The 21,810-nt window shown below is 71.1% G+C and carries 20 protein-coding genes; 3 read left to right on the top strand and 17 right to left on the bottom strand.

The annotated features are described in order from the left end of the window. Positions 1 to 154 precede the first annotated feature (154 nt). The 13 genes from ACZ6MZ_RS05600 to ACZ6MZ_RS05540 form a co-directional block, all read right to left on the bottom strand. On the bottom strand, positions 155 to 814 hold the full coding sequence (locus ACZ6MZ_RS05600) for an arsenate reductase/protein-tyrosine-phosphatase family protein (RefSeq protein ID WP_389788380.1): 660 nt from the start codon (positions 812 to 814) through the stop codon (positions 155 to 157). Continuing rightward, positions 811 to 1,458 (bottom strand): L-threonylcarbamoyladenylate synthase, encoded by a 648-nt coding sequence (locus tag ACZ6MZ_RS05595; protein WP_384186356.1) that lies wholly within the window; start codon positions 1,456 to 1,458, stop codon positions 811 to 813. Before ACZ6MZ_RS05595 ends, ACZ6MZ_RS05600 begins: the two co-directional genes overlap by 4 nt. Positions 1,459 to 1,523: 65 nt before the next feature. Continuing rightward, on the bottom strand, positions 1,524 to 2,363 hold the full coding sequence (gene prmC / locus ACZ6MZ_RS05590; protein ID WP_389788453.1) for a peptide chain release factor N(5)-glutamine methyltransferase: 840 nt from the start codon (positions 2,361 to 2,363) through the stop codon (positions 1,524 to 1,526). 93 nt (positions 2,364 to 2,456) lie between these two features. Next, the gene (gene prfA, locus ACZ6MZ_RS05585) at positions 2,457 to 3,536 is read right to left on the bottom strand and encodes a peptide chain release factor 1 (protein WP_389788383.1); all 1,080 of its coding nucleotides are present in this window, start codon (positions 3,534 to 3,536) and stop codon (positions 2,457 to 2,459) included. Positions 3,537 to 3,633: 97 nt separating this feature from the next. Then, the gene (gene rpmE / locus ACZ6MZ_RS05580) at positions 3,634 to 3,852 is read right to left on the bottom strand and encodes a 50S ribosomal protein L31 (protein ID WP_384186350.1); all 219 of its coding nucleotides are present in this window, start codon (positions 3,850 to 3,852) and stop codon (positions 3,634 to 3,636) included. A 145-nt stretch (positions 3,853 to 3,997) separates the two neighbouring features. Then, positions 3,998 to 5,077, bottom strand: coding sequence for an LCP family protein (locus tag ACZ6MZ_RS05575; RefSeq protein WP_389788386.1), 1,080 nt, complete (start codon positions 5,075 to 5,077; stop codon positions 3,998 to 4,000). A gap of 214 nt (positions 5,078 to 5,291) precedes the next feature. Next, on the bottom strand, positions 5,292 to 7,358 hold the full coding sequence (gene rho, locus ACZ6MZ_RS05570) for a transcription termination factor Rho (protein WP_469350009.1): 2,067 nt from the start codon (positions 7,356 to 7,358) through the stop codon (positions 5,292 to 5,294). Between the two features lie 384 nt (positions 7,359 to 7,742). After that, a complete protein-coding gene (thrB, locus tag ACZ6MZ_RS05565; protein WP_384186343.1) occupies positions 7,743 to 8,663 on the bottom strand; it encodes a homoserine kinase in 921 nt (306 codons plus the stop codon). Positions 8,664 to 8,954: 291 nt separating this feature from the next. Continuing rightward, positions 8,955 to 10,025 (bottom strand): threonine synthase, encoded by a 1,071-nt coding sequence (thrC, locus tag ACZ6MZ_RS05560; RefSeq protein WP_384335568.1) that lies wholly within the window; start codon positions 10,023 to 10,025, stop codon positions 8,955 to 8,957. 8 nt (positions 10,026 to 10,033) lie between these two features. Beyond that, positions 10,034 to 11,326 (bottom strand): homoserine dehydrogenase, encoded by a 1,293-nt coding sequence (locus tag ACZ6MZ_RS05555; protein ID WP_384186337.1) that lies wholly within the window; start codon positions 11,324 to 11,326, stop codon positions 10,034 to 10,036. A 107-nt stretch (positions 11,327 to 11,433) separates the two neighbouring features. Then, positions 11,434 to 12,828, bottom strand: a complete 1,395-nt coding sequence (gene lysA / locus ACZ6MZ_RS05550) for a diaminopimelate decarboxylase (protein ID WP_469350007.1) — start codon at positions 12,826 to 12,828, stop codon at positions 11,434 to 11,436. 21 nt (positions 12,829 to 12,849) lie between these two features. Further along, entirely contained in the window at positions 12,850 to 13,899 is a 1,050-nt protein-coding gene (gene nrtL / locus ACZ6MZ_RS05545; RefSeq protein WP_469350005.1) for an ArgS-related anticodon-binding protein NrtL, read from the bottom strand. Positions 13,900 to 13,954: 55 nt separating this feature from the next. Then, the gene (locus ACZ6MZ_RS05540; protein WP_386878187.1) at positions 13,955 to 14,389 is read right to left on the bottom strand and encodes a response regulator; all 435 of its coding nucleotides are present in this window, start codon (positions 14,387 to 14,389) and stop codon (positions 13,955 to 13,957) included. 159 nt (positions 14,390 to 14,548) lie between these two features. Here ACZ6MZ_RS05540 and ACZ6MZ_RS05535 point away from each other — a divergent pair, with 159 nt between their 5' ends. Further along, the gene (locus ACZ6MZ_RS05535) at positions 14,549 to 14,938 is read left to right on the top strand and encodes a hypothetical protein (protein ID WP_389788398.1); all 390 of its coding nucleotides are present in this window, start codon (positions 14,549 to 14,551) and stop codon (positions 14,936 to 14,938) included. Between the two features lie 40 nt (positions 14,939 to 14,978). Here ACZ6MZ_RS05535 and ACZ6MZ_RS05530 read toward each other — a convergent pair whose 3' ends face one another. Continuing rightward, entirely contained in the window at positions 14,979 to 15,353 is a 375-nt protein-coding gene (locus ACZ6MZ_RS05530; protein WP_469350002.1) for a MerR family transcriptional regulator, read from the bottom strand. 84 nt (positions 15,354 to 15,437) lie between these two features. On the opposite strand from ACZ6MZ_RS05530, the gene ACZ6MZ_RS05525 reads away from it, so the two are divergent. After that, positions 15,438 to 16,610, top strand: a complete 1,173-nt coding sequence (locus tag ACZ6MZ_RS05525; protein ID WP_469350000.1) for an MFS transporter — start codon at positions 15,438 to 15,440, stop codon at positions 16,608 to 16,610. Positions 16,611 to 16,671: 61 nt separating this feature from the next. Here ACZ6MZ_RS05525 and ACZ6MZ_RS05520 read toward each other — a convergent pair whose 3' ends face one another. The 3 genes from ACZ6MZ_RS05520 to ACZ6MZ_RS05510 all read right to left on the bottom strand — a co-directional run bounded on the left by ACZ6MZ_RS05520 (position 16,672) and on the right by ACZ6MZ_RS05510 (position 19,764). Then, positions 16,672 to 17,178, bottom strand: coding sequence for an HIT family protein (locus ACZ6MZ_RS05520; RefSeq protein ID WP_469349997.1), 507 nt, complete (start codon positions 17,176 to 17,178; stop codon positions 16,672 to 16,674). Between the two features lie 12 nt (positions 17,179 to 17,190). Then, positions 17,191 to 18,471 carry a DUF5937 family protein gene (locus tag ACZ6MZ_RS05515; RefSeq protein ID WP_469349995.1) on the bottom strand — a complete coding sequence of 427 codons (1,281 nt, stop codon included), beginning with the start codon at positions 18,469 to 18,471 and terminating at the stop codon, positions 17,191 to 17,193. Positions 18,472 to 18,570: 99 nt separating this feature from the next. Further along, positions 18,571 to 19,764 (bottom strand): M20 family metallopeptidase, encoded by a 1,194-nt coding sequence (locus ACZ6MZ_RS05510; RefSeq protein WP_469349993.1) that lies wholly within the window; start codon positions 19,762 to 19,764, stop codon positions 18,571 to 18,573. 439 nt (positions 19,765 to 20,203) lie between these two features. Between ACZ6MZ_RS05510 and ACZ6MZ_RS05505 the strand changes: the two genes are divergently transcribed. After that, entirely contained in the window at positions 20,204 to 21,748 is a 1,545-nt protein-coding gene (locus ACZ6MZ_RS05505; RefSeq protein WP_389788410.1) for an AbgT family transporter, read from the top strand. Positions 21,749 to 21,810 lie beyond the last annotated feature (62 nt).

Here is a 21,810-nt window from a genome sequence, read left to right as displayed (position 1 = left end):
AACGACCGCCCGTCTCCACGACCGCCGGCGAGTGAGCCGAAGGGGCGCGCCGCTGTCGAAAGGGAGAGCGCGCGGAGGTTCGCGAGGTACGAGCGAATCGAGCACGGTCGACCGTCGACAGTGGCATAAGGCGCCCCGGAGGCGAACCGAGCCCTTAAAGAAGGGGCGGGCAGGCGGGGACTCCTGTCAGGGCGGTGACCACTGGGTCCAAGGCTTGGTTGATCTCGTCGCCGATGGAGCGGAAGAACGTGATCGGCGCGCCGTACGGGTCGTAGACCTCGTCCGCCTCCGCCGTCGGGGCCAGCAGCCACCCGCGTAGAGCCGCGGCCGCGCGTACCAGTGCGCGGGCGCGTTCGACCACGCCCTCGTCGAGGGGGTCGGGGAGTGTCGCCGGGTCTATGGCCCGTACGAGCCGGGTGAACTCCTTGAGCGTGAAGGTGCGCAGCCCCGCGGAGTGGCCCATGGAGATGACCTGGGCCCGGTGGTCGCGGGTCGCGGTGAGGACCAGGTCGGCGCGGATGACGTGTTCGTCGAGCAGTTCACGGCCGACGAAGCCGGACGCGTCGGCGCCGAAGTCGGCGAGCACGGCCTCGGCGTTGGCCTCCATGGCCGCGCCCTCGTGTCCCCAGGTGCCGGCGCTCTCCACGATCAGGCCGCCGGTGAGCCGTTCGCCGAGGCGGACGCTCAGGGCATGCCTGGTCAGCCGCTCGGTGATGGGCGAGCGGCAGACATTGCCGGTACTGACGTGGAGGATGCGGAAGGTGTTGCCGGTGTATGCGGTCTCCGCTATGCCACGCCCCTCAGGGGCGGTCAATTGGCCACCTCGAGGTCGGGTACCACCTTGCGGAGCTCCTCCGCGTCGAGGGCGCCGGCCCGCAGCAGCACCGGGACCTTGCCGGTGACGTCGACGATCGAGGAGGGGACGTTGCCGGGTGTCGGGCCGCCGTCGAGGTAGACGGAGACGGAGTCCCCGAGCATCTCCTGGGCGGCGTCGCAGTCCTCGGGGGCCGGGTGTCCCGTGAGATTGGCGCTGGATACGGCCATCGGGCCGACCTCGGTGAGCAGCTCGATGGCGACGGGGTGCAGCGGCATCCGGATGGCCACGGTGCCCCGGGTGTCGCCCAGGTCCCACTGGAGGGACGGCTGGTGCCTGGCGACCAGGGTGAGGGCGCCGGGCCAGAACGCGTCGACCAGTTCCCAGGCCTGTTCGGAGAAGTCGGTGACCAGGCCGTGCAGGGTGTTCGGGGAGCCGATCAGGACAGGGGTGGGCATATTGCGCCCGCGGCCCTTGGCCTCCAGCAGATCGGCGACGGCCTCGGATCCGAAGGCGTCCGCACCGATCCCGTACACGGTGTCGGTGGGCAGCACGACCAGCTCACCGCGGCGTACCGCCGACGCGGCCTCACGCAGACCCGTCGCACGATCCGTCGCGTCGTTGCAGTCGTATCGCCGAGCCATTTAACGGGCCTCCTCGTGCACGTACACGGTCTGGATGATCAAGGCGGAAGGGATGGCGGGGACGGTCACGGCATGGCCTTGCGGGCCGTCGCGAAGCGGGGGCGCTTGTTCAGGTCGGGGTGGTCGGCGGCGTCGGCCCAGCCGGACTCCTCGCTGAAGATCCACGGGACCTGTCCGCCCTGGGTGTCCGCGTGCTCGACGACGACGAGGCCGCCGGGGCGCAGCAGCCGGTGGGCGGTGCGTTCGATGCCGCGGATCGTGTCGAGGCCGTCCTCGCCGGAGAAGAGGGCCATCTCCGGATCGTGGTCGCGGGCCTCGGGGGCGACGTACTCCCACTCGGTCAGCGGGATGTACGGCGGGTTGGAGATGACCAGGTCGACCTGGCCGTCGAGCTCGGGAAGGGCCGTGAGGGCGTCTCCCTGGTGCACGGTGACCCTGGACCCGTCGGCGTTCTTCCGCGTCCAGGTGAGGGCGTCCTCGGACAGCTCGACGGCGTGCACGCGCGAGCGGGGCACCTCCTGCGCCATGGCGAGCGCGATGGCGCCCGAGCCGGAGCACAGGTCGACGATGAGCGGTTCGACGACGTCCATCGCCCGTACGGCGTCTATGGCCCAGCCGACGACCGACTCGGTCTCCGGGCGCGGTACGAAGACCCCGGGCCCGACCTGGAGCTCCAGATACCGGAAGAAGGCACGTCCGGTGATGTGCTGGAGCGGCTCCCTGGCCTCGCGGCGGGCCACGGCTTCCCAGTAGCGGGCGTCGAAGTCCGTGTCCTTGACGTTGTGCAGCTCTCCCCGCTTGACGCTGTGCACGTAAGCGGCGAGCTCCTCAGCGTCGAAGCGCGGTGAGGGCACACCCGCGTCGGCCAGCCGCTGGGTGGCCTGGGCCACCTCGGCGAGCAGCAGGCTGCGGGGGCCGGGCCCGCGGCGGAGCCGCTGAGGGTCGCTGGGCCCCCCAGAATGTGGCTGCACGCTGGTTCCTCCGGACTGCGGTTGTGGTTACTGGGCGGCGGCGAGCTTCGCGGCGGAATCCGCGTCGACGCACGCCTGGATGACGGCGTCCAGCTCTCCGTCGAGGACCTGGTCCAAGTTGTACGCCTTGAAACCGACGCGGTGGTCCGAGATCCGGTTTTCCGGGAAGTTGTAGGTCCGGATCTTCTCGGACCTGTCGACGGTACGGACCTGGCTGCGCCGGACGTCGGCGGCCTCCTTCTCCGCCTCCTCCTGGGCGGCCGCGAGCAGCCGCGAGCGCAGGATACGCATGGCCTGCTCCTTGTTCTGGAGCTGGCTCTTCTCGTTCTGGCAGGAGGCGACGACACCGGTCGGCAGATGGGTGATGCGGACGGCGGAGTCGGTCGTGTTGACGGACTGGCCGCCGGGGCCCGAGGAGCGGTAGACGTCGATACGCAGATCGTTGGCGTGGATCTCGACGTCGACCTCTTCGGCCTCGGGCGTCACCAGGACTCCGGCGGCCGAGGTGTGGATGCGGCCCTGGGACTCGGTGGAGGGCACGCGCTGCACGCGGTGCACCCCGCCCTCGTACTTCATCCGGGCCCAGACGCCCTGTCCCGGCTCGGTGGCCCCGTTGCCGCCCTTGGTCTTCACCGCGACCTGGACGTCCTTGTAGCCGCCGAGCTCGGACTCGGTGGCGTCGATGATCTCGGTCTTCCAGCCGACGCGCTCGGCGTACCGCAGGTACATGCGCAGCAGGTCACCGGCGAAGAGCGCGGACTCGTCGCCGCCCGCGCCCGCCTTGACCTCAAGGATGACGTCCTTGTCGTCGCTGGGGTCGCGCGGTACGAGCAGCAGGCGGAGCTTCTCGGTGAGCTCTTCGCGCTGCTTCTCCAGAACCTTGACCTCGGCGACGAAGTCGGGATCGTCGGCCGCGAACTCGCGGGCCGTCCCGATGTCGTCGCCGGTCTGCTTCCAGGAGCGGTACGTACCGACGATCGGCGTCAGCTCGGCATATCGCTTGTTGAGCTTGCGCGCGTTCGCCTGGTCCGCGTGGACCGACGGGTCGGCGAGCTTCTTCTCCAGATCGGCGTGCTCGCCGATCAGTTCCTCGACCGCCTCGAACATCGGTGGCTCCTGGGTTCGTACGAAGGTGCTTCGGGACGCCAAAGCGCCGGTCTCGACGTCCCGGAGCGGGACACCGAGAACCGGCGCGGACTGCTCGCTACTTCTTGGCGGCGGCCTTGCCGAAGCGGGCCTCGAAGCGGGCCACGCGGCCACCGGTGTCGAGGATCTTCTGCTTGCCCGTGTAGAACGGGTGGCACTCGGAGCACAGGTCGGCACGGATGCTGCCGCTCTCGATGGTGCTCCGGGTGGTGAACGACGCACCGCAGGTGCAGCTGACCTGGGTCTCGACGTACGCGGGGTGGATGTCGCGCTTCAAGGTGGCTCCTAGTTTCGGGAGGGCACCGGGTCGTCAGCGCGGATTGCGCGTACGTGAACCGGGGCCGACGTACCAGTCTGCCAGGACCGGCCGTATCTCCCAAAACCGGGGGGCGGGCGGAAGTATTCCGGGGGCGCGTGGGTAGCTAACCGCCCTTGATCACGCCCTGTGCGTCGCCCTTGTCGCCCGCGGAGTCCTTGGTGGCGGAGGCGGGGATCGGCTTGTCGTGCCTGAGGGCCGTCCAGACCTGCTGGGAGCCCTTCTGGAGGGGCAGGACGCGGTTCGGGTCGGCGGGGTCGTAGCGCACCGGGAGCGTGATCGTCCTGACGTCGCCGGTGCCGAGGTCCTTGAGGCCGCCGGCGAAGCCGATCAGTTCGTTGACCGTGTCGAGCTGGGAGTCGGGGGTGATCGCGCGGGTGGCGGTGTCGGCGACGTCGTACAGCTTCTTGGGGCTGCTGAAGACGCCGATGTCCTTGACCTGGTTGATCAGCGCCTTGATGAAGGCCTGCTGGAGCTGGATCCGGCCGAGGTCGCTGCCGTCGCCGATGCTCTTGCGGGTCCTGACGAGGCCGAGGGCCTGCTCACCGTCGAGGGTGTGGGTACCGGGCGCCAGCTTCAGATGGCTCTTGGCGTCGTTGATGGGCCGGGTGGTGGTGATCTTGACGCCGCCGAGCTCGTCGATGAGCTTCTTGAAGCCGGTGAAGTCGACCTCGATGAAGTGGTCCATGCGGATGCCGGACATCTTCTCGACGGTCTTCACCGCGCAGGCGGGCCCGCCGAGCTCGTACGCCGAATTGAACATGGCGAGCTGCGCGCCGGGGACGGCCTTGCCCTTGGAATCGGTGCATTCGGGGCGTTCGACCAGGGTGTCGCGCGGTATGGAGACGACGCTGGCCTTCTTATGGCCCTTGTAGACATGGACGATCATGGCCGTGTCCGAGCGGGCGCCGCTGATGCGCCGGCCGTACTCGCGGTTCGCGCCGGAGCGGGAGTCCGAGCCGAGCACCAGGATGTCCTGGGAACCGTTGTCGATATTGACGGGGCGGTCCCTGCCCAGCTGGGCGTTGATGTCGATGCCCCGGAGATTGCCGTCGAGCTTGAGATACGCGAAGCCGATTCCGGACCCCCCGACGGCGACCAGGGCCGCCGCCGACCAGGCGACGACGGTCGTGGCCGTACGCCGGCGCTTGCCGCCGCGTATTCGGGTGCCGCTCCGCTCGGTCATGGTCTCCCTCTGTCCGTGGCTCCGGTCCCGCCCCCAGGGGTGGTGATCAGGCGCGTGGTGGGTCACTCGAACGGACGGTGGAGCACCCCAGAAGGGTTTCACAACGCGCTGTGTTCCGCGCGGGGGCGGGGCAGGGGCGGGACGGGCGCGGACAACGGAAAACCGCCCCGTCGCCAAGGCGGCGGGGCGGTTTTCCGTGCGGCGTCAGGGCTGGTCAGTCGTTGTTGCCGTTGCCCGGCCCGGGCGTCGTCTTCTGGATCTGGAGCAGGAACTCCGCGTTCGACTTCGTCTGCTTCATCTTGTCCAGGAGCAGCTCGATCGCCTGCTGCTGGTCGAGCGCGTGCAGCACCCGGCGCAGCTTCCAGACGACGGCGAGCTCGTCGCTGCCGAGCAGGATCTCTTCCTTACGGGTGCTGGACGCGTCCACGTCCACCGCCGGGAAGATGCGCTTGTCCGAGAGCTTCCTGTCGAGCTTGAGCTCCATGTTGCCGGTGCCCTTGAACTCCTCGAAGATCACCTCGTCCATGCGCGAGCCGGTCTCGACCAGCGCGGTGGCCAGGATGGTCAGCGAGCCGCCGTCCTCGATGTTGCGCGCCGCACCGAAGAAGCGCTTCGGCGGGTAGAGCGCGGTCGAGTCGACACCACCGGACAGGATGCGTCCCGAGGCGGGCGCGGCGAGGTTGTACGCACGGCCCAGACGGGTGATGGAGTCCAGCAGGACGACCACGTCGTGACCCAGCTCGACGAGACGCTTGGCGCGCTCGATGGCCAGCTCGGCGACGGTGGTGTGGTCCTCGGCCGGACGGTCGAAGGTCGAGGAGATGACCTCGCCCTTGACCGACCGCTGCATGTCGGTGACCTCTTCGGGCCGCTCGTCGACAAGGACGACCATCAGGTGGCACTCGGGGCTGTTGACCGTGATCGCGTTGGCGATGGCCTGCAGGATCATGGTCTTACCGGTCTTCGGCGGGGCCACGATCAGACCGCGCTGGCCCTTGCCGATCGGTGCGACGAGGTCGACGATCCGCGTCGTCAGCACACCCGGGTCGGTCTCCAGACGGAGCCGGTCCTGCGGGTAGAGCGGGGTCAGCTTCTGGAACTCCGGGCGGCCGCGGCCGGTTTCGGGCGCCATGCCGTTGACGGAGTCGAGGCGGACCAGCGCGTTGAACTTCTCGCGGCGCTCGCCTTCCTTGGGCTGGCGCACCGCGCCGGTGGTGTGGTCACCCTTGCGCAGGCCGTTCTTACGGACCTGGGCGAGCGAGACGTACACGTCGTTGGGACCGGGCAGGTAGCCGGAGGTCCTGATGAACGCGTAGTTGTCGAGGATGTCGAGGATGCCCGCGACGGGGATCAGCACGTCGTCGTCGGCGACCGTCGGCTCGCCGGGGCCGAACTCGTCGCGCCCGCGGCGGCCTCGGCGGTCGCGGTAGCGTCCGCGCCGGCCGCGCCGGCCGCCCGCCTCGTCGTCGAAGTCGTCCTGCGGGCCGTTGTTCTGGGGGATGCTCTGGCTGCTGCTGCCGCCGCGGTTGTCGCGCTGCTGGCGCTGGCCGCCGCTCTGCTGCTGGCCGCCCTGGCCGCCCTGCTGCTCGTCGCTCTTGCCGCGACGGTCGCGCTGCCGGTCACGGCGGTCGCCGCGGTCACGGTCGCCGCGCTCGCCCCGCTGGCCGCGGTCCTGGCGGTCGCCGCGCCGGCCGTCGGTGTCGGTCTGGGCGGAGCCCGCGCCGGACGCGGACACGGCGGCCTCGGCCTTGGCGTCGGGCTGGGCCTCGACCTTGACGTCGGCCTGGGCCTCGGTCCTGGTCTCCGCCTTGGTGTCGGGGCTGCCCGCCTGCGCGGTGGCCCTGCGACGGCGACGCTCGCCCGCGGGCTGGTCGTCGCTGGCCGGCTGACCGGGGATGTCGATCTGCTGGGCCACGGCCTTCTCGGCCTTGTCGGTCTTCTCCGCGGCGGCCGTGTCACCCGTACGGGCCTTGGAGGTCGCGCGGCGCTTCGGCTTGGTCTCGGCGTCGGTGCTGCCGGCCTCGGCGCTCTTGGGCGCGGACGAGGCTCCGGCCTGCGTCTCCTTGATGACCTCGATCAGCTGGCTCTTGCGCATCCGCGCGGTGCCCCTGATGCCGAGGCCGGACGCGACCTGCTGCAGTTCGGCCAGGACCATGCCGTCAAGGCCGGTGCCGGAGCGGCGGCGCCGTGCGGTGGTGCCGGAGGCAGCACCTGCGGCGGGCGCGGTGGCGTCGACACTGTTGTCGGCAGTCACGCCCATCAGATCGGTGGTGTCGCTCACGAAGGGTCCTTCCCTGGAGCGGACGTCGGCCTTCTGGCTCGGCGACCGGTTGTGCTGTCCGACTGCGGTCCCATCTTGTGGACCGTGCCGGGGCGGTGGTCCCGCCGGGTATGGCGGAGAAACATGCGTACGTGCAATGGGTCCGGCCCGAGGTCCCCCTGCTCGGCCCACCGCTGGGAAAAACGGGGGGTGTCGTGCCGGTTTCCGGTGCGTGCTCAAAACTGCTCAGGCAGGCTGCTCAGGCAGTTGGGGAGGCTCCCGGAAGAAGGGTGGTCCCGAATCGGGACACGAAGCACCGCGCCACAAAGACGTCGGTTGCAGACTTGAGGTTAACACTACCGGCTCCAACAAACATTCCCCCTCTCACTCACCGGCAATCTCCTGTCACGACGAGCCGAGCGGCAGAACACTCGCACCCGCGCCGTCGAGGGAGAGCCGGTAGGCAGCCCATCCCTCCCCCACCAGCCGTGCGACCTTGTCGGCCGCACCGTCCTCGACCAGCGCGAGCACCGTGGGGCCCGCGCCGGAGATGACCGCGGGGACACCGTCCGCGCGCAGTCGGTTGACCAGGGCGAGGCTCTGCGGCATCGCCGGGGACCGGTACTCCTGGTGGATCCGGTCCTCGGTGGCCGGCAGCAGCAGCTCGGGGCGCCTGGTCAGCGCCTCGACGAGCAGGGCCGCACGGCCGGCGTTGACCGCCGCGTCCACATGGGGGACGGTGCGCGGCAGCAGGCCGCGGGCCGTTTCCGTGAGGACCGGTTCGCCGGGGACGAAAACCACCGGAACGATGGAATCGACGGGGTCCATCCTGATCGCGCGCGCCGCTCCGCCGTCCATCCAGGCCAGCGTGAAGCCGCCGAGCAGACAGGCGGCGACATTGTCGGGGTGGCCCTCGATCTCGGTGGCCAGTTCCAGCACGGCCGCGTCGTCGAGCCTGGCGTCCCCGCCTATGGTCACCGCGCGGGCGGCGACGATCCCGGCGCAGATGGCCGCCGAGGAGGAGCCCAGACCGCGGCCGTGCGGGATGCGGTTGGCGCAGACGACCTCCAGGCCGCGCGGCTGTCCGCCGAGCAGGTCGAAGGCCGTGCGCAGGGAGCGTACGAGCAGATGGTTCTCGTCGCGGGGAAGCGTGTCGGAGCCCTCACCCGCGATGTCGACGTGGAGGCCGGAGTCGGCCACGCGGACGACCACGTCGTCGTAGAGCCCCAGCGACAGGCCGAAGGCATCGAAGCCCGGGCCGAGATTGGCGCTGGTGGCGGGGGTGCGCACCCGTACGGCGGCGGCGCGGAACGCGGGACCGGCCATCGCTCTGACGACTCTCCTTGTGACGGCGAGATGTGCTGACTGCGAGATGTTCGGGGAGGTGGCGAACACCCGGGGGGCCACGGGGGCGACAACACCGCGGCATGTGCGGCGGGGCGGGTGAGGTACAGCCTATCGAAGGAAGGTTCTGTGGCGACATAGGGCGCACAGGAGGCGCACGATGCGTGTCGCATGCCTTGCTGTGCGCCTATGTCGGCCTTGCCGTGCTTCGCCCCGTGATGCCCGGGGCCGGGGGCCCGGTCCCGGGCCCGTGCGGGGCCCGGGACGGGTACGTCAGTTCAGGCCGAGACGCTCCGCGGCCTGGACCGCGTCGACGGGGACGGTGACCGGCTGGGGCGCTCCCGCGACCGCCCAGTCCGGGTCCTTGAGTCCGTTGCCGGTGACCGTGCAGACGATGCGCTGGCCGGGGTCGACCTTGCCCTCCTCGGCGGCCTTGAGCAGGCCGGCCACGGAGGCGGCCGAGGCGGGCTCGACGAAGACGCCCTCCTGGGAGGCCAACAGGCGGTAGGCGGAGAGGATCTGCCGGTCCGTCACCTCGTCGATGAAGCCGCCGGACTCGTCACGGGCCGCCAGCGCGAACTGCCAGGACGCCGGGTTGCCGATCCGGATCGCGGTGGCAACGGTGTGCGGGTCCTTGACGACCTCGCCGCGCACGATGGGCGCGGAGCCGGAAGCCTGGAAGCCCCACATGCGCGGGGTGCCGGCCGCCGGGCCGTCGGCGGCGTACTCGGTGTACCCCTTCCAGTACGCCGTGATGTTGCCGGCGTTCCCGACCGGCAGCACATGGATGTCCGGGGCGTCGCCCAGCGCGTCCACGATCTCGAAGGCGGCGGTCTTCTGGCCCTCGATCCTGACCGGATTGACGGAATTGACCAGCGCCACCGGGTAGTTGTCGGCCAGCGAGCGGGCCAGCGTCAGGCAGTCGTCGAAGTTGCCCTCGACCTGGAGGATGCGCGCGCCGTGGACCAGGGCCTGGCCCATCTTGCCGAGCGCGATCTTGCCCTGGGGCACCAGTACGGCGCAGACCATCCCGGCCCGTACCGCGTAGGCGGCCGCCGAGGCGGAGGTGTTGCCGGTGGAGGCGCAGATGACCGCCTGGGCGCCCTCCTCCTTGGCCCGGCTGATGGCCATGGTCATGCCGCGGTCCTTGAAGGAGCCGGTCGGGTTGGCGCCCTCGACCTTGAGATGCACCTCACAGCCCGTTCGCTCGGACAGCACCTGCGCGGGTACGAGCGGCGTACCGCCCTCGCGGAGCGTGACGACCGGCGTCGTGTCCGTCACCGGGAGGCGGTCCCGGTACTCCTCGATAATGCCGCGCCACTGGTGGGTGCCATTGCTGGTCATGGGTTCCCTTACTCCCCTTCAACACGCATGATGCTGGCGACACCGCGGACGGTGTCGAGCTTGCGCAGCGCTTCGACGGTCCCGGAGAGGGCGGAGTCGAGCGCGCGGTGGGTGACGACGACAAGGGAGGCCTCGCCGTCCTTTCCCTTCTGGCGGACCGTGTCGATGGACACGCCGTGCTCGGCGAAGACCGTCGCGACCTGGGCGAGCACACCCGGCTTGTCGGCCACGTCGAGGCTGATGTGATAGCGCGTCACGACCTCGCCCATGGGGCTCACGGGCAGTTGGGTGTACGCGGACTCACCGGGCCCCGTGGCCTCGTTGAGCCGGTTGCGGCAGACGGCGACCAGGTCGCCGAGGACGGCGGAGGCGGTCGGCGCGCCGCCCGCGCCGGGACCGTAGAACATCAGCTGTCCGGCCGCCTCGGCCTCGACGAAGACCGCGTTGTATGCCTCCCGCACGGAGGCGAGCGGATGGCTGAGCGGAATCATCGCCGGGTGGACGCGCGCGGTGACGGACCGGCCGTCGGCGGCGCGCTCGCAGATGGCGAGGAGCTTGACGGTGCAGCCCATGCGCTGGGCGGAGGCGAGGTCGGCGGAGGTGACCTCCGTGATGCCCTCGCGGTGTACGTCGTCGAGGCGTACGCGCGTGTGGAAGGCGATCCCGGCGAGGATGGCGGCCTTGGCGGCGGCGTCGAAGCCCTCGACGTCGGCGGTCGGGTCGGCCTCCGCGTACCCGAGGGCGGTGGCCTCGTCGAGCGCCTCGGAGTAGCCGGCTCCCGCGCTGTCCATCCGGTCGAGGATGAAGTTGGTCGTGCCGTTGACGATGCCGAGGACGCGGTTGACCTTGTCGCCGGCGAGGGACTCGCGCAGCGGCCGGATCAGCGGGATGGCGCCGGCGACCGCGGCCTCGAAGTAGAGGTCCCTGCCGTGCTGGGCAGCCGCCTCGTAGAGGGTCGCGCCGTCCTCGGCGAGCAGCGCCTTGTTGGCGGAGACCACGGAGGCGCCGTGCTCGAAGGCGGCGGTGATGAGGGCGCGGGCGGGCTCGATCCCGCCGATGACCTCGACGACCACGTCGATGTCGCCGCGTTTGACGAGGGCGGTGGCGTCGGTGGTGACCAGGGCGGGGTCGATGCCCGCACGCACCCGGGAAGGGCGCCGGACGGCGACCCCGGCCAGTTCCACCGGGGCGCCGATCCGTGCGGCAAGGTCGTCGGCGTGCGTCGTCATGATGCGCGCCACCTCTGAGCCGACCACACCACAGCCCAGCAGCGCCACCTTCAGCGGACGCGTACGCATCATCCGACCTACGCCTTTCATAGACCACAGCCCTTGAAGCCTGAGTGCCAACCAGTCTCACTCACCGGACGGGAGTTTCTTCCCTTCGTCCAGAATTCGAGACATGTATTTCACTGACCGACATCGAGACGCAGCAGATCTTCCTCCGTCTCGCGCCGGACGATGACGCGCGCCTCGCCGTCCCTGACCGCCACGACGGGCGGCCGGAGCGCGTGGTTGTAGTTGCTCGCCATCGAGCGGCAGTACGCGCCGGTGGCGGGGACGGCGATCAGGTCGCCGGGCGCCAGGTCGGCGGGCAGGAACGCGTCGCGTACGACGATGTCGCCGCTCTCGCAGTGCTTGCCGACGACGCGCGACAGCATCGGCTCGGCGTCGGAGCGGCGCGAGACGAGCGCCACGCTGTACTCGGCGTCGTACAGGGCCGTACGGATGTTGTCGGACATGCCGCCATCCACACTGACATACGTGCGCAGCCCTTCCAGCGGCTTGATGGTGCCGACCTCGTACAGGGTGAAGGCTGTGGGACCGACGATCGCGCGGCCCGGCTCGACGGAGATCCGGGGGGTGCTGAGTCCCGCCGCCTCACACTCACGGGTGACGATGTCGCTGAGCGCCTTGGCGATGTCGTGCGGCTCGCTCGGGTCGTCCTCGGAGGTGTACGCGATACCGAGGCCGCCGCCGAGGTCGATCTCGGGCAGCTCGACGCCGTGCTCGTCGCGGACCTCGGCGAGCAGCTGCACGACGCGGCGGGCGGAGACCTCGAAGCCGGCCATGTCGAAGATCTGCGAGCCGATGTGCGAGTGGATGCCGATCAGCTCGATCCCGTCGAGCCCGAGGGCCCTTCTGACGGCCTCGGCGGCCTGGCCGCCGGCGAGCGCGATCCCGAACTTCTGGTCTTCGTGCGCCGTGGCGATGAATTCATGCGTATGGGCCTCGACGCCGACCGTGACCCGGATCTGGACGCGCTGGCGCTTGCCGAGGCTCCGCGCGATATGCGCGACCTGCACGATCTCCTGGAAGGAGTCGAGGACGATACGGCCGACCCCGACGGACACGGCCCGCTCGATCTCCTGGGCGGACTTGTTGTTCCCGTGGAAGGCGATGCGCTCGGCGGGCATTCCGGCGGCCAGCGCGGTGGCCAGTTCGCCCCCGGAGCACACATCGAGGTTCAGGCCCTCTTCGTGCAGCCAGCGGACGACGGCCCGGGAGAGAAACGCCTTGCCCGCGTAGAACACGTCCGCGTCCTTGCCGAAGGCATCGGACCAGGCGCGGCAGCGGGCGCGGAAGTCGGTCTCGTCGAGGAAGTACGCCGGGGTGCCGAACTCCTCGGCCAGCCGGGTCACTTCGATCCCCCCGACGGTCGCCACACCCTCCTCGTTCCGGCGGACCGTACGCGACCAGACCTTCTCGTCCAGCGCGTTGAGATCGGCGGCCGGGGCGGTGTAGTGCCCCTCGGTGATGACATCCGCGTGGCGGGGGCCTGCGGGGTGTGCGGAACGGCTCATCTCGTGGCTCTCTTGGCTTTCTCAGAGGTGTTCGGGGGCATCGATGCCGAGCAGGGACAGGCCACCGGCCAGCACAGCCCCGGCGGCTTCGGCGAGCGCGAGCCGGGAGCTGTGGGCGGCCGAGGGTTTCTCGTCGCCGAGCGGCAGCGGGCGGCTGGTCTCCTGGAAGCGCAGGAACGCCTCCGCGGTGTGTTCGAGATGGCGGGCGAGCCGGTCGGGCGCGCGCAGCCGGGCGGCGGCTTCCAGGACGGCGGGGTGGTCGCCGAGGGCGGTGAGGAGGGCCGGTGCCTCGTCCGGGTCGGCGGATTCCGCGTATCCCGGGGTGATGTCCAGTTGTACGGCGTTGCGCGCGAGGGCGCGCGTGCGGGCGTACGCGTAGCGCACGCGGAACAGGGGATTGCTCTCGCGCTGTACGAGCAGCTCCGCGCCGAGCCGCGGCCGGTCGTGGGCGGCGGGCCGCAGCAGCCCCCAGCGGGCGGCGTCGGGGCCGAGCCGGGCGAAGGGGTCGTCGGCGGCCGGTGCGGGCACGACCCGCAGTTCCTCCGCGGCGCCCGGTACGACCGCTGCCTCGGCGCCCTGCGAACGGAGCAGCCCGACGACCGTGCGGGTCCAGAGCGCGGCCCGCGGTTCTTCGGCGGGCGCGAGCGCCACGGCCGTGCCGGCGAGTGCGTCGCCGTGTCCGTATCGGGGGCCTGCGCGCAGCACCGTACGGACCAGTCCGGCGCGGCTGTCGCGGCCCAGGGTGAAGTTCAGGAAGCCCGGTCCTGTGATCTCGATCCGGACGATGGACCGGCCGACGGACCGGCCGATGCCCTCGCCGATGTCTTGGGCCGGGCCGCCGCTCGGTCCGGAGCTCAGGATGCGGGCGCGCAGGATCTCGGCGATCTCGCGGGGCGGGCGTCCCGCGGGGCCCGCCAGCCGCAGCGCGACATTGGTGGCGTAGTCCCCGCTGCCGCCGGGGCGGGGCCGCTCGACCGTGACCCGCTCGGGCACGGGCCCCGGCAGGACATCGTCCTCGACCGCGCGGCACACGGCGTGCAGCACGGTTCGGGAGAGTTCTGCGGGGGTCACGGGACCAGCGTATGGGAGGAGGGGGGCCTCTTCGCGAACCGGTTTCGCGATGCGGTCAGCCCCGTGTGCTCCTCGCCCGCCCGGCGCCGTACCTGCCGTCCACGGACGGCGGGCCCTCCGCTCTGAGCCGCCGGACCAGCCGGATCAGCTCCGCGGGCTCGAAGGGCTTGGCGAGAAAGGCGTCCACTCCCGCGCCGAGGCCGGAATCCACTTCGTACTGCGTACAGGCGCTGATGATCGCGACCGGCAGACCGCTGGTGCGCGGGTCGGCGCGCAGCCGCGCGGCGGTACGCAGCCCGTCCAGGCGGGGCATGACCACATCGAGAGTGACGACATCGGGCCGGACCTCGTGCACCACGTCCAGGCACTCGGCACCATCGGCCGCGGTCACGACCTCGAAGCCCTCAAGCTCGAGATTGACCCTGATCAGCTGCCTGATGACCCTGTTGTCGTCGACAACGAGCACCCGGCCGGACTCGCCCGACACCATTCGAGAGTAGGTCCGATCCCGGGGCCGCGTCCGGCTTTTGGCCACTTCCGCGCGGTGCGGGCGACGTGTTCCGCGCGGCGCGGGCGACGCGGGCGCGGTGCCCGGGCGGGCAGGGCGGAACGGGGTCACACACCTGCCCGCATGATGGACACTCTCGGCATGGAGCAGAGCGAAGTCGTCCTCAGGGCCATCGGCATTCTCACGCAGTCCGCGGAGTGGATCCGCACCGCCAACCGGGGCGTGGACGCGAGAGTTGACGACGAGTCGGACGGGGAGCCGGCGGACAGGGACTCCGGGGAAGGGCAGATCGGCTCGTTGCTCGCCGAGGTCTTTCCCTCGTTCGAGGTGTCCCAGGACGCCACCCCGCTCGAAGCGGCGCACGCGGTGACCGAGGCGGCGCTGCCCGCCATCATGCAGCTGATCGGCGCCTTCACCTTCGTCTTCTCCGAACTCGCCGACGCCCATGACACCGGCCGTACGGACGTCACCTCGGCGGACGTCCTGCGCGAACTGGCCCTGCGCATGTCCCGCCCGAACGACGTCACGTAGGTCCGGTCCTGTCCGGCGGATCCTCGCGGATCCTCGCGGATCAGCCCGCGGTCTCCGGCTGGACGGCGGCGAGGTAGGCGCGGATGGCGTCGCGGTTTCGGGCCAGGCAGTCGATGCGCTGCTGGATCCGTACGGCCTCGCCGCGCAGCAGCGCCGCGGTCTCCGGGGTCAGGCATTCCGGGTGGAGATGGATCTCGTCCGGCTTGTTCAGGAAGGGCAGGATGGTGCGGATGATCTCGGTGGTGAGGCCGGAGTCGAGAAGTCCGCGGATCTGCTGGACGCGATGGAGCGCCGATTCGTCGTAGCGGCGGTAGCCGTTGTCGGCCCGCCCGGGGTGCAGCAGGTCCTGCTCCTCGTAGTAGCGCAGCATCCGGGTGGGAACGCCGGTGCGCCGGGACAGTTCACCGATCTTCATGGCGCTGCGCTCCTCGGGGGCCTGCTGGCGGGTCGTACGACCGCGCTTGCCTTCACATTGATGTGAAGGTTTCACCATGGTCGCATGTCTGCCACACCGACCGGGAAACTGCCGTTGTGGGGCCTGTTGGCCCTGTTCACGGCCGCGTTCACCGCCGTGATGACCGAGTTGCTCCCCGCCGGCCTGCTGCCGCCGATGGGCCGGAGCCTGCAGGTGTCCGAAGGCCGGGTCGGATTCCTCGTAACCGGCTACGCGGCCGCTTCCTTTCTCGCCGCGATCCCCCTCACCGCGGCGCTGCGTGGCCTGCGCCGCCGCCCGGTGCTCATCGGCGCGCTCGCCGGCTTCGCGCTCTGCAACGCCGTCACCGCCTTCTCCTCCTCCTACCCGCTCACCTTCGGGGCCCGGCTGCTGGCCGGCGTCATGGGCGGCACGATGTGGGCGATGCTCGCCGGCTACGCCGCCCGGATGGTCCCGGCCGAACGCCGGGGCCGTGCCATCGCCGTCGTCCTGGCCGGCATCACCGTCGCACTCTCCCTCGGTATCCCCGCCGGCACCGCCCTGGCCGCGCTCCTCGGCTGGCGCGCCGCCTTCGCCACGGTGGCCGTCCTGGCCGTGGTCCTGGTGGCCTGGGTGAGATGGCAGGTCCCCGACTTCCCCGGCGAACCGGCCGCCGACCGCGTTCCGCTGCGCCGTATCGCTACCCTGCCCGGCATCCCTGCGGTGCTGGCCATCACTCTGCTCCTGCTGCTGGGTCACCAGGCCGTGTATACGTACATGGCGCCGTTCTCCGCACGCTCGGGCTTCGGCCGCACCGGGCTGGTCCTGCTCGTCTTCGGCGTCGCCACGGTCGCCGGGATCTGGATCGTCGGCGCCCTGATCGACCGCCGTCCACGGCCGACCCTCCTCGGCGCTCTCGCCCTGATCACGGCCGCGATGCTCGCCCTCGGCCTGTTCGGGGACAGCCCCGTGGTGCTGCTGACGGCGGTCGCCGCGTGGGGTGTCGCCTTCGGCGGAGCGCCTACGCTGCTCCAGACCGCGCTGGTGCGTATCTCGGGCCCCGCCGACGCGGATGTGGCGACCTCCATGCAGACCACCGTCTACAACGGCGGTATCGCCGCCGGATCTCTGGCCGGCGGTGTCGTCCTGGAGAGCTCAGGGGGCGGGGCGGGCGCCCTGCCCTGGACGGCCCTGCCGCTGATCGCCGTCGCCCTGGTGACCGTGGCGGCGGCTCGCCGCCACGCGTTCCCGGCGCACTGACCGGCCATCTCTCCTAGCGGGTGCGCGTCAGGCGGTCCGCGGCGTCAGGCCGTCCCCGGCGTCAGGCGGTCCGCAGCCGCTCGGCGACGGCTCCGCGCAGGCGCGCGGCCAGGTCGGGGGCCTGCTCCCGCGCGGCCAGCACCCCGTTCTCGGTCATCAGCGCGTGGTACTGCTGCTGCTCGTAGGGCACCCCGGGCGGCAGCCCCGCGATATGCCAGTGCAGATGCGCGTTGCCCTGCTGGCTCCCCAGTGACAGCAGATATGTCCGCTCGGGCTTCAGCGTGTCCTCCACCGCCAGCGCCACCGTCCGTACGACCAGCATCAGTCGCCTGTACGCGGCCTCGTCCAGCTCCCGGACCGCGTGCTCGATATGTGCTTTCGGCGCGACCAGGACTCTGCCGGGCAGCGTGGGCCACCGGTCGAGGAAGGCCACATGCTCCTCGTCCTCATGGACCGTCTCGTGCCGGTACGCGGGATCCCCCGCGAGGAACGCGCAGACGAAGCACGGTCCGCTGCGCACCCGCGCCTCGTACGACGGAAGATCCATGGGCTGCCGGTCCATCGGCATGCTGACTCCTCATCAGTGCTGGAGCGCCCGGACCACGTCCTGGCCGATGCGCTCGACCGCCGAGAGGTCAAGACGGTAGTGGACGAAGCGGCCGCTCCGTTCGGTCCCGACCAGGCCGAGGTCGCGCAGGGCCCGCAGATGGCGCGAGACCTGTGGCGGGGTCATCGACAGCCTCGCCGCCAGGTCCAGGGTGGTCATCGGCTCCCGGGCGATCAGCCGGCACAGCCGTACCCGGTGCGGATCGGTCAGCGCCAGCATCCGGCTGCGGGCGAGCGTGACGCCCACCTCGGGGGCGTCCACCGGGTAGTGCAGTACGGGCGGCAGACCCGGTTCGTTCTTGACGACGAGGTGCGGTGAGTTGTAGCGGGTGGGGACGAGGATGACCGGAGTGCGCGCCGGAGTGATCACCGAGTGGTGCAGTTTGTCGAAGACGACGCGCGGCGGTCCGGCGAGGCGGGAGGAGTCGGGGCTGAGGGAGGCGAGGGCCTCCGCGAGGTCTTCGGTGCCGCCGGGACCTCGCCCGGCACCCGGACCGCGCCCTCTGCCCGTCGCCAGCCGTCGCCGCACCGCGAGCGCGGAGCGGGTGAGCTCGGGCTCGGTCCCCGCCCAGGCGTCCGCGAAGAACTCCGAGCGGCACAGGTCGAGGAAGCCGAGCAGGTCGGCGCGGCAGCCCTCGGGGTCGCGCAGCAGCTGCGCGGCGAGTTCCTGCCGCCCGGCCGACAGCGCGGCGGCGGCGTGTTCGAGTGCGGCCCGCTGCTCGGCGGAGCGCAGCAGCCGGGAGAAGTCGAAGCGGGTGTAGCCGTTCACGCAGGCGAAGGCGGTCAGCTCGGCGAAGCGGCCGGTGGGCAGTTCCGCGAGGGTACGGAGCTGCTCGCCGAGGCCGGGGCCGAGGCGGCCGGTACCGGGCGGATCAGGCGGACCGGCGGTGTCCGGCGCGTGGCCCGTACGAGCCCTGTCCGTACCCGCCGCGCCCGTACCCGCAGCGCCCGTACCCGTCATGGCCCTGCCCGCCGCGCCCGTACCCGTCGTGGGGCCGCCGGCCGTCCTCGTACCGTCGAGCCCCGGGTAGAAACCGCGCCAGCGCAGCGCGGACCACAGCGGTGAGAACCGCCGCAGCCCGGCGCGGAGTTCCGCGGACGCGCCCGCGGTGACCGTACGCCCCCAGTCCCGCAGCTCCGGGTGGTGGCCGGACTCGGTCAGCGCGTGCAGACAGGCGGAGAGCTCCGCGAGCGGGGACACCGCCACCGTGAAGGAGCCGGGCCCGGCCCCCTCCAGGACGATGACGACCGACATACGGGAAGTTTACGTACCGGCCGGACGTGCGGGCCCCGGCCCGTACGCACCGGTCCCGCCGCCCGCTCAGGGCCCCGGGAGACCGGCCGAACCCTCCCGTCAGGCACCTTGCCCGGCGCCCTCGAACTCCGCACGCGCCGCCGCCAGGAACTCCGGGTCTGCGACCAGGTCGCTCACCACCCGCGCCAGCCCGGTCGCGGCAATCGCCGTGCGGTCATGGGCGTGCGCCGTGACCGCGGCCTCCCGCATCGCCTCCGAGTGACTCGGCGTCCCCGTCGCGGCGATCTGGACGTACGGGTGAATGACCGGCAGCAGCTGCGAGAGATTGCCGATGTCGGAGGAGCCCGCCGGGGTCGCCGGGTCGCCCGGCACGATGTCCAGGCCCAGCGCACGTACGGTCTCCCCGAAGCGCTCGGCCAGCACCGTGTTGTTGCGCCGGTCCGCGTACATCGGGCCGGTCTCGGACACCTCGGCCTCGGTCTCGGTGGCCATGGCCACCCCGTGCGCGGCCCGGTGGACCCGGGCGACCAGCGCCTCGGCGGACGACGCCGTGCGGTCCCGCACATACAGATCAACCGCGGCATGGGCCGGGACCACATTCGGGGCCTCCCCACCGTCCGTGACGATCCCGTGGATCCGGGCGGTCGGCGGCATGAACTGACGCATGGCGTCGAGAGCGTTCAGGAAGAGCTGCGCGGCGGCGAGCGCGCTCCGCCCCTCCCACGGCGACTTGGCCGCGTGGGCGCTGACGCCGGAGAAGGCGACCCGGAGATGTGCCGCGGCCAGGCCGTGCCGGGTGGTCAGCGAACGGTCCGCCGGATGGAACATCACGGCCGCGTCCACCCCCTCGAAGACCCCCGCGTCGGCCAGCCGGATCTTGCCCGCGCCCCCCATCTCCTCGCCCGGCGTGCCGATCACGGCGATGGTGCCGGGATGATCGGGCAGTGCCCGTACGGCGGCTATCGCGGCGGCCACGCCGCCCGCCGCGATCAGGTTGTGACCGCAGCCGTGCCCGATGCCGGGCAGCGCGTCGTACTCGGCGAGCACGGCGACGTACGGTCCTGGCGCGCTCCCCTCATGGACCGCGACGAAGGCGGTGCCGACGCCGCCGACCGGCGCTTTCACCGTGAAGCCGGCCTCGGCCAGCCAACCGGTCAGCACCTCCTGGGCGTGGACCTCTTCGAACTTCAGCTCGGGCCTGGCGTGGATCGCGCGGCTGACGCTCTCCATGCGCGGCCGCAGAGCGGAGATTTCGGCGGCAAGGGACTGCGGCGTGGGGGCGGCAGCGGACAAGGGGACTCCCATGGTGCGAGGCGGTGCTGACGTACGACTCGCTCGGCGCTCCCGGCGCGCTCGAACACCGGCCGTGGACGAGCGGCGTACGCGGGGACTGTCCGTACAGGGGACTGTCCATACGGAGGACTGTCCGTACGGGGGACTGTCCGTACGGGGGACTGTCCGTACGCCGGGGCTTCTGGTACGCCGAGACTCTTCGTACGTCGAGACTGCGGCCGCGGCCGTCTCCCCGGACCCCGATTACCGCGGCCCAGGTAACCCTGGTCAGACTCCTCTTAGCTGCTCGTAGGGTCGCCGCACCGCAGACCGCCTCCGGCTCGGCCGTACCGCCCACCCCCAGGGCGCCGGCCGGCCGCCGGCCGTTCCCGCGCCACCCCGACAGGTCGACGGCACCGTTCGACCCACCCACAGCAGTCGCACCGCAGAAGGAGGGCCCATGGCAGCCGTGGACACCACAGCCGTCGACCCCGCACCACCCAGGCTCATGAGATTCCTCAGCGCGATCGAGCGCACCGGAAACCGCCTCCCGCACCCCTTCTGGCTCTTCTGGATCCTCTTCGCGATCACGGCTGTGGCGAGCTGGGCGATGGCCGCGGGCGGGCTCGGTGTCGCCGACCCGGCCACGGGCAAGCGGGTCGCCGTGCAGACGGTGCTCTCCGTGGAGGGCTCGCGCGAGTTCCTCTCGATGATCGAGGAGAACTTCGTCACCTTCGGTCCGCTCGGGACCGTCACGATCGTGATGCTGGGCGTGGCCGTCGCCGAGCGTGCGGGCTTCTTCGAGACGCTGGCCCGCAAGTCGCTCGCCCGGGTGCCCGCCGGGTACGTGGTGCTGGCCGTGGCCCTCGCCGGTGCGCTGTCGAAGTTCCTCTCGGACTCCGCGTACATCATCCTGATCCCGCTCGGCGCCATCGCCTTCCAGACGGTGGGCCGCTCACCGGTCCTCGGCATGATCGTGGCCTTCGTCTCCATCAACGCGGCCGGTGACGCGAACCCGCTGATCGCACCCGGTGACGCGGCTTTCGCGGCGATGGCGACCGAGGCCGCGCAGACGGTCTCGCCCGACACCGTCGTCCGCGCGACCGACAACATGTACTTCACGACCGTGTCGGCCGTCGTGCTCGCCTTCGTCATCACTTTCGTGGTCGAACGGGTGCTGGCACGGCGCGAGAACACGCTGATGCCGGACGACCCCGACGTGCTGACGGACGGGGCGCGCCCCGCGCCGGGCCCCCGCGAGATCCGCGCGCTGAAGCTGACGGGCTGGGCCGCCCTGGCCTACTGGGCGCTGATCGCCCTCGCCACCCTGCCCCGGCACTCGCCGCTCCGAGCGGCGGACGGCGCCGTCATCGAGTCCCCGCTCTTCGACAACATCGCGATCTTCCTCGCGCTCTTCTTCCTGGTCATCGGTGTGGTGTACGGCAGGCTCACCCGCGCCATCGCCTCCAACCACGATGTGCCGGCCTTCATGGCGGACGGGCTGCGTTCCATCGCGCCGCTGCTGGTGATCTTCTTCGCGGTCTCGCAGTTCGTGGCGCTCTTCAAGTGGACGAACATCGGGACGTACGTCGCGGTGAGGGGCGCCGACGCCATCCGCGAGATGGGCGCGCCGACCCTGATCCTCTTCGCGGCCCTCATCGCCGCCGTCGCCTGTATGAACCTGCTGATCACCAGCGGTCAGGCGCTGTGGGCCCTGGTCGCTCCGGTCCTGGTCCCGATGCTGATGCTGCTGCACATCAATCCGGCGACGACGATGGCGCTCTACCGGATAGCCGACTCCTGCACGAACTCGATCACTCCCATGAGCACCACCTTCATGCTGACGGTCGGCTTCATCCAGACCCGCAAGAAGAACGCGGGCATCGGCACACTCGTCTCCTGCACCCTGCCGGTCGCCCTGGCGATGCTGGTCGCCTGGACGGTGCTCTTCTTCGCCTGGTGGCTGCTCGGCATCCCGCTGGGCCCGGGAGCTCCGGTGCGCTGATCCCCCACCACTGCCCGATGTCGTCAGAAATCCTGTCGTTCAGGCCAACTTCCGCTACAGGA

This window comes from Streptomyces sp. NPDC042201 (assembly GCF_055582185.1).
The sequence above is the reverse complement of the archived record's forward strand: the minus strand, read 5'-3'. Positions and strand labels throughout refer to the sequence as shown.